This window comes from Nitriliruptor sp. (assembly GCF_040882075.1).
Classification (GTDB): Bacteria; Actinomycetota; Nitriliruptoria; order Nitriliruptorales; family Nitriliruptoraceae; genus Nitriliruptor.
Window position 1 is genome coordinate 45170 of sequence record NZ_JBBEBZ010000228.1, and the last position, 7495, is coordinate 52664.

Sequence of the window (7495 nt, forward strand, 5' to 3'; positions counted from 1 at the left end):
CGTCCGCAGCGCCAGCACCGACGCGATGACCACGCAACGCGACCCACCCGTCACGTTCACGCCGCTCGTCGATGTGGAGCCCGGCGGCCTCGAGGGGACCCGTCGCGACGTCCGCCCGGTCGGCAGCGATGCCGGAGGCGAGCAAGGTCCCACCCGGTGCCAGGGCGGCGACCAGCGACCCGGCGAGCTCGGCGAGCGTGTCGGTCACGAGGTTGGCGAGCACGACGTCGGCGGGCGCGCCGAGCAGCTCGGTCGCGGCCGCCGCGCTGCCGACGGCGGTGGTCAGATCCACCTCGTTGCGGTCGGCGTTCTCGTCGGTCACCGCCAGGGCCTCCGGATCGATGTCGGTGCCGACGGCCCGGGCGCCCCGCATGGCCGCCGCGATGGCCAGCACCCCGCTGCCGCACCCGACGTCCGCGACGAGGAGGTGGGTGAGATCCCCGGGCTCCCGTCCCGGCTCGACGGCGAGCTCGTCGAGGAGCTCGAGGCACTGCGCGGTCGTCGCGTGGTGCCCGGATCCGAACGCGCGCCCGGGGTCGAGGACGATGGTCACCTCGCCGGCCTCCGCGGTGTGGGTGTCGATCGTCCACGTCGGGACGACGCAGAACCGGCCGGCCCGGACGGGCCCGATGGTCGCCTTCCACTCCGCCTGCCAGTCGCGGTCCGGCTCGTCGGCCAACTCGCCACCGGACGGCAGGCCGGGGACGTCACGGGTCGGGAACCAGGCGATCAGCTCGCCCGGCCGTTCCCACACGCCGGTCGCGCCGACGGTCCAGAGCGTGGCGGCCACGATCTCGGCGTCCTCGCGCGCGACCGGCACGGTGTACCGGTGCTGAGCGGGACGATCGCCGTCGGCGGGTCGCACACGGGCTCCTCGGGTGGGGGCAGGAGGGTGCCACGCCGCCACCTGGTGCTCGCACCGGGACCGGTCGGGCCGCTCGTCTGGGCCCCCGGCCGCTCCGCCGGGACGGGTGGAGACACGATGCGGCCCCGTGCGACGGGGGGACACACGGGGCCGCGGCGGTCGTGGACCGCGCAACGACGGTACACCGGGGCGGGCGCGGAGACACGTCACCTCACGGGCCACGAGGTTCCCGTCCGCGTGACGCGCGCGTTGACGCCGATGACGCGCGCGCCCTACGCCTAGAGTCCCGTCGGAACCGGGACCTCAGTCCTGGTCGGAGGTGGTGGAGCCCCCACCGGCCGTGCGGTCACCGGCAGCTTGCGCGTCCTGGATCAGCTGGCGGGCGCCGGCTTGCCGGGTCTCGAGCAGCTGGTGCTCGAGGACGTCGTACTCCTCACCGGCCGCGGCCATGAGCGCGGCGACGATCGCGACCGCCGGCAGCGCCAGGAGCGCACCGGTGGCGCCGCCGACGGCCGCTCCAGCGACGACGGAGACGAAGGCGACCGCCGGGTGGAGCTCGAGCGTGCTCGCCGTGATGCGGGGGACCACGATGTAGTTCTCGACCTGCTGGTAGAGCGTGATCGCGACCACGACGGCGAGCGCTCGACCGGGGGAGTCCGCGAGCGCGACGATGACCGGCAGCGCTCCGGCGATGTAGGTCCCCACCGCGGGGATGACGGCAGAGACCACACCGACCCAGACCGCCAGCGCGATCGCGTACTCGAGGTCGAGGACGGTGAAGGCGACGCCGTGGAAGATCGTCGACACGACGGCGGTCAGCACCCGCGAGTAGACGTACCCACCGGTCTTGGTGACGGCCAGCTCCCAGAGCCCGAGCACCCGCACCTGCTCGCGGGGCGGCAACCGCCGGGCGAGCCGCGCTCGCAGCTTCGGGCCGTCCGCCACGAGGTAGAAGACGATCAGCGCGATGGTCAGCAGCTGGAAGACCATCCCGAGCAGCGTCTGCCCGATGCCGATGGCGCCGCGACCCACCTCGCCGGCGAGCTGCGGCAGCTGCCGTGGCAGCGATCTCGCCTGCTCCTGCAGCCACTCGGCGACGGCGACCCCCGAATCGCCGGGCAGCAGCTCCTCGGCCTGGAAGGCCACGTCGTCGAGCAGGTTCGGGCCGGCCTCCACCAGGTTGCGGACCTGCTCGGCCACGAGCGGGACCATCAGGGCGACCATGCCGCCCATGGCGAGGATGACGGCGAGGAAGACCAGCCAGGTCCCGAGACCGCGACGCAGGCCCCGTCGCGCGAGCCACTGCACGGCGGGTTCCATCGCGAAGCTGAGGAAGAGGCTGATCACCAGGATCGAGAGCAGCCCCTGGAGACGCCCACCGAGCGCGGTCGCCACCTGCGCGAGCAGCAGACCGCCGGCGACGCCGATCGCGATCGCCGCGATCGGTGTCCCCCGCTCGGGCAACCGGTGGCGCCGGCGCTGCGGCCGCGGCGCGTGGGCGTCGGCCCGGAGGACCCGTTCGGCTGCGGCGAGCGCAGGGTCGGCAGCCGCGCCGCGCACGGTGTCGGCCGCGGGGCTCCCGGGTTCACCGGTGTCGTCGGGGGTGACCCCCGGTTCCGGCGGACGTGCGTCCACGGTGCTCCTCTCGCGCCGCTGGCGCGCCGCAGCCTACGGCCGGGTCGCCCGGTGCGTGGGTCGTCGGACCGGCCGCGGCACGGGCGTGCGCCGGCCCGAGGCTGCGGGGGTCCGCGGCTACCCTCCGCCCCGTCCCGGCCCCCGGGCCGTGTCCGCCGCTCTGCGTGAGGTCCACCGTGCCGCACCCCCGCCCCGGCGCCGCCCCGCCCCCGGACGTGGGCGCCCCGGCGATCGAGGTGTCGGGGCTCGTGAAGCGGTACGGGCCGACGACGGCCGTGGACGGTCTCGACCTCGAGGTCGCGCCGGGGGAGACCCTGGCGCTGCTCGGCCCGAACGGTGCCGGCAAGACCACCACGGTGGAGTGCTGCGAGGGCTACCGACGCCCCGATGCGGGCACGGTGCGGGTGCTCGGGCTCGATCCCCGGCGTGACGCCCGGGCGTTGCGGCCCCGGGTGGGGCTGATGCTCCAGGAGGGCGGCGTCTACCCCCTGGCCCGCCCGGCCGAGGTGCTCCGCCTCTTCGCGGCGTTCCACCTCGACCCGCTCGACCCGGACGAGCTCCTCGAGCGCGTGGGTCTCGGGGACGCGCGCCGGACCCGTTTCCGCGACCTCTCCGGTGGGCAGAAGCAGCGCCTGTCGCTGGCGTTGGCCGTCGTCGGCCGTCCCGAGGTGCTGTTCCTCGACGAACCGACCGCCGGGCTCGATCCCGCTGCCCGCCGGGCGACGTGGGACCACGTCCGTGAGCTGCGGTCGGCCGGGGTCACGGTCGTGTTGACCACCCACCTGCTGGACGAGGCCGAGGAGCTCGCCGACCGCGTGGCGATCATCGACGGCGGTCGCCTGGTCGCGCTCGGCACCCCCGACGAGCTCACCCACGGGGAGCGGGACGAGTTCGAGTTCACGGCCCGCCCGGGCCTCGACCTCGACGTGCTCACGGGGGCCGTCGATGCGCCGGTCACCGAGCCGAGACCTGGCCGGTACCTGGTCCACGCCGCGGCCTCCCCGGGACGGATCGCCCGCCTCGCCGCCTGGCTCGAGTCCGCCGACGTCGCGCTCGGCGAGATCCGGGCCGGCAAGCGCAGCCTCGAGGACGTGTTCCTGCGGCTGACCACCGCGGCCTCCGAGGCTGCTCCCGATCCGGTGCCAGCCCGTCGCCGTGGGGGACGCCGGTGAGCGCCACCACCTCACCCGCCGATCGCCGCACACCGTTGGTGCGCGCCATCCTCGCCCAGGCGGGCATGGAGCTGCGCCTGCTGGTCCGGTCGGGGGAGTCGTTGCTCGTCACCTTCGGTATCCCGCTCGGTCTGCTCGTGTTCTTCTCCAGCGTCGACGTGTTGCCGACCGGTGACCGGTCGAGCGTGGAGTTCCTGGTCCCCGGGGTGCTGGCGATCTCGACCGCTGCCACCGGCCTGGTCGCCGTCGCGATCCAGACCGCGTTCGAGCGCAAGTACGGGGTGCTCAAGCGGCTCGGGGGGACGCCGCTGCCTCGGTCCGGGTTCCTGGCCGCCAAGGGCATCGCCGTCGCGGCACTGCTGCTGGTCCAGACGGCGCTGACGCTGGCGCTGGCGCTCGGCCCCCTCGGGTGGCGCCCGACGACGGGGATCGGGGTGGCGATCGCGATCGTGCTGGTCGGGGCCGTCGCCCACACCGCGCTCGGCCTGCTGCTGGCTGGCACCCTCCGAGCGGAGGCGACCCTGGCGCTGTCGAACGCGCTGTTCCTCGTCCTGCTGGTGATCAGCGGCGTGAGCTTCGACGCCTCGGTCCTGCCTGACGGTCTCGCGACGGTGGGGCGCATGCTCCCGCTCGGGGCGCTCGCGGAGGCGCTCCGCGCCGCGCTCGAGGGCGGTTCCGCGACGGGTCCTCTGCTGGTGGTCGTGGGCTGGGGTGCCGCAGCTGCCGCGGTCGCGGCGCGCACCTTCCGCTGGGAGCCCTGAACACCCGTGCCAGCGGTCGTCCGAACGCCCTCGGGGGTGCCAGGAGGTCCCCCGCACGCCCTCCGCTGCTGGTTGGGTCGCTCGAGAGCCAACGGCTACCCTCCGTCGCACGACCGACCGCTCGCCCGTCCGGTCGTCCCCCCGACGGTCCCTGCGCTCGACATCCCTCCGCGTCCGCGGGTGGGCGTCGCACCGCCGCGGACCCGACACGAGGAGATGCGACGTTGCGGCAGACCGAGGTGCGCCCGGGACCGGGTGACCGTGTGGTGGGTCTCGCGGCTGCGGCCCGAGCCCGGCGGTCGACCTTCGCCAAGGTGGTGCTCGGCGTCGGCGCCGTGCTGCTGCTGTCGGCGTGCAGCGCGGAGTCGGCGCAGTCCGCGCTCGACCCCGCCGGGCCCTACGCGCAGCGTCCCCACGACCTGATCCGGATCGTGTTCATCCTCGCCCTCGGCGTCTTCATCTTCGTGCAGGGGCTGATCGTCTACTCGGTGGTCAAGTTCCGCCGCCGCGCGGACGACGACGGGTCCCTGCCGGTCCAGGTCCACGGCAACACCCGCCTCGAGATCATCTGGACCGTCATCCCGGCCCTCATCCTCGCCGCCATCGCGGTGCCGACCGTCCAGGGCATCTTCGCGCAGATGGACGAACCGGACGACCCGGAGACCGTCACCATCCAGGTGATCGGTCACCGCTGGTGGTGGGAGTACGAGTACCCCGCCGAGGCGTTCGGACTCGACGAGTCGATCTTCACCGCCAACGAGCTGGTCATCCCCGCCGGCGTCCCGGTGCGCCTGGAGATGACCGCGGCCGATAACCAGCGCTCGCCCGACCGCGGGGTCATCCACTCGTTCTGGATCCCGCGGCTCGGCGGCAAGCAGGACGTCGTCCCCGGTCAGACCACCTTCCTGAACCTCCAGGCGGACGACCCGGGCACCTACATCGGTCAGTGCGCCGAGTACTGCGGCCTGTCCCACGTGAACATGCGCGCCCGTGCCATCGCCCTCGACGAGGCGGAGTGGCAGCAGTGGCTCGAGGACCAGAGCAGCCCGGCCGCCGAACCCGAGGGCGGTCTCGAGGCCGAGGGCCGTGGGCTGTTCGAGGAGCTCGGCCCCGGTCCAGACGGCGCGGACCGACAGGCCTGTATCCAGTGCCACCAGGTCTACACCGAGGGTGGCGCCCGCAGCGCTGGCCAGGGACCCGACCTCACCCACCTGTTCAGCCGCAGCGAGTTCGCGGGCGCCATCCAGGACCTCGACGAGGACAACCTGCGTGCGTGGCTCGCCGACCCGAACGCGGTCAAGCCCATGCAGTGGGAGTCCAACGGGATCGGGATGCCGAACCTCGACCTCTCCGAGGACGAGATCGACGCCCTGGTCGCCTACCTCATGACCCTGCAGTAGCGAGGAGACGCGAGATGGCCACCGCCACCGCCGAACGCCAGCAGCAGGGCGGCGTGTTCCGACGCCCGACCGGCGACCGCGGCATCGTCAGCTGGATCTCGACCACCGACCACAAGCGGATCGGGATCCTCTACTTCTGGACCGTGCTGGTCTTCTTCACCCTCGGTGGGCTGGAGGCCTCGCTCGTCCGCGCCCAGCTCGCCGGCGCGGAGATGACGGTCCTGACCGCCGAGATGTACAACCAGCTGTTCACGATGCACGGCATCACGATGGTCTTCCTCGTGGTCATGCCGCTGTCGTCGGCGTTCTTCAACTACCTGATCCCGCTGATGATCGGCGCTCGGGACGTCGCCTTCCCGCGACTGAACGCCTTCAGCTACTGGGGCTACCTGTTCGGCGGCATCTTCCTCTACAGCTCGTTCCTGCTCGGTGGAGCACCGAACGGCGGCTGGACCGGGTACGCGCCCCTCGCCCAGGACGGCGTGTCCAACATGGCGTTCTACGCCATCGGTCTGCAGATGCTCGGCGTGTCGTCGCTCGCGGCGGCGGTCAACTTCATCACCACCATCCTGAACATGCGTGCGCCCGGGCTGACGTTCATGCGTATGCCGGTGTTCATCTGGATGGCGCTGGTGACCAACTTCCTGCTGCTGTTCGCGATGCCGGTCATCGCCGTCGCGCTGTTCATGCTGCAGTTCGACACCCTCTTCGCGGCGCAGTTCTTCGACCCGGCCAGCGGAGGCGACCCGATCCTGTGGCAGCACCTGTTCTGGTTGTTCGGTCACCCCGAGGTCTACATCATGGTCCTCCCCGCGATGGGGATCGTGTCCGAGACCCTCCCGGTGTTCTCCAGGAAGCCACTGTTCGGGTACGCCGCGGTGGTCTTCGCCGGCGCCGCGATCGGCTTCATCGGCTTCGGCGTGTGGGCCCACCACATGTTCACCTCGGCGATCGGTCCCGTCGCGCGGTCGGCGTTCGCGCTGTCGACGATGTTCATCGCCGTGCCCACCGGGATCAAGATCTTCAACTGGGTGTTCACCATGTGGGGCGGCAAGCTCCGCCTGAACTCCGCCATGTTGTTCTCGATCGGCTTCGTGTCGATGTTCACCATCGGCGGGCTGTCCGGGGTGACCCACGCCGTCGTGCCGCACAACGCCCAGCAGCACGACACCTACTACGTGGTCGCCCACTTCCACTACGTGCTCTTCGGTGGTGCGCTGTTCGGCCTCATCGCCGGCATGTACTACTGGTTCCCGAAGGTCACCGGGAAGCTGATGAACGAGGGGCTCGGCAAGCTCCACTTCTGGACCTGGCTCATCGGCTTCAACCTCACCTTCGGCCCGATGCACATGTCGGGCCTGCTCGGCCAGCCGCGCCGCACCGCGGTGCTGCCCGCCGAGCTCGGCGGCGAGGTCGAGCTGTACAACCTGCTGAGCACCATCGGCGTGGGCGTGCTCGCCGTGTCCGCGGTGATCTTCCTGGTGAACCTGCTCAAGAGCATCAAGGGTGGCGAGCCGTCAGGGCTCGACCCCTGGGACGCCCGCACCCTCGAGTGGTTGACGCACTCACCTCCGAAGGTGCACAACTTCGACGCTATCCCGGTGGTGACCCACCGCGACGAGTTCTGGCACCGCAAGTACGCCGAGGACGAGACCGGCGCGC

6 protein-coding genes are annotated in these 7495 nt (G+C 72.1%); 4 read left to right on the plus strand and 2 right to left on the minus strand.

Annotated features, from left to right (window positions below; translation table 11 throughout):
* Both WEB03_RS16625 and WEB03_RS16630 read right to left on the minus strand, forming a co-directional pair.
* On the minus strand, positions 1-865 hold an 865-nt coding region (locus WEB03_RS16625), incomplete at its 3' end, for a 50S ribosomal protein L11 methyltransferase (protein WP_368072036.1).
* Between the two features lie 303 nt (positions 866-1168).
* On the minus strand, positions 1169-2500 hold the full coding sequence (locus tag WEB03_RS16630; RefSeq protein ID WP_368072037.1) for an AI-2E family transporter: 1332 nt from the start codon (positions 2498-2500) through the stop codon (positions 1169-1171).
* 176 nt (positions 2501-2676) lie between these two features.
* Between WEB03_RS16630 and WEB03_RS16635 the strand changes: the two genes are divergently transcribed.
* The 4 genes from WEB03_RS16635 to ctaD form a co-directional block, all read left to right on the plus strand.
* Positions 2677-3672, plus strand: coding sequence for an ABC transporter ATP-binding protein (locus tag WEB03_RS16635; RefSeq protein WP_368072038.1), 996 nt, complete (start codon positions 2677-2679; stop codon positions 3670-3672).
* The gene (locus tag WEB03_RS16640) at positions 3669-4433 is read left to right on the plus strand and encodes an ABC transporter permease (protein WP_368072039.1); all 765 of its coding nucleotides are present in this window, start codon (positions 3669-3671) and stop codon (positions 4431-4433) included. The genes WEB03_RS16635 and WEB03_RS16640 overlap by 4 nt, the downstream gene beginning before the upstream one ends.
* A gap of 224 nt (positions 4434-4657) precedes the next feature.
* Positions 4658-5833 carry a cytochrome c oxidase subunit II gene (gene coxB, locus WEB03_RS16645; RefSeq protein WP_368072040.1) on the plus strand — a complete coding sequence of 392 codons (1176 nt, stop codon included), beginning with the start codon at positions 4658-4660 and terminating at the stop codon, positions 5831-5833.
* 14 nt (positions 5834-5847) lie between these two features.
* A partial coding sequence (gene ctaD, locus WEB03_RS16650) for a cytochrome c oxidase subunit I (protein ID WP_368072041.1) occupies positions 5848-7495 on the plus strand: 1648 nt, incomplete at its 3' end.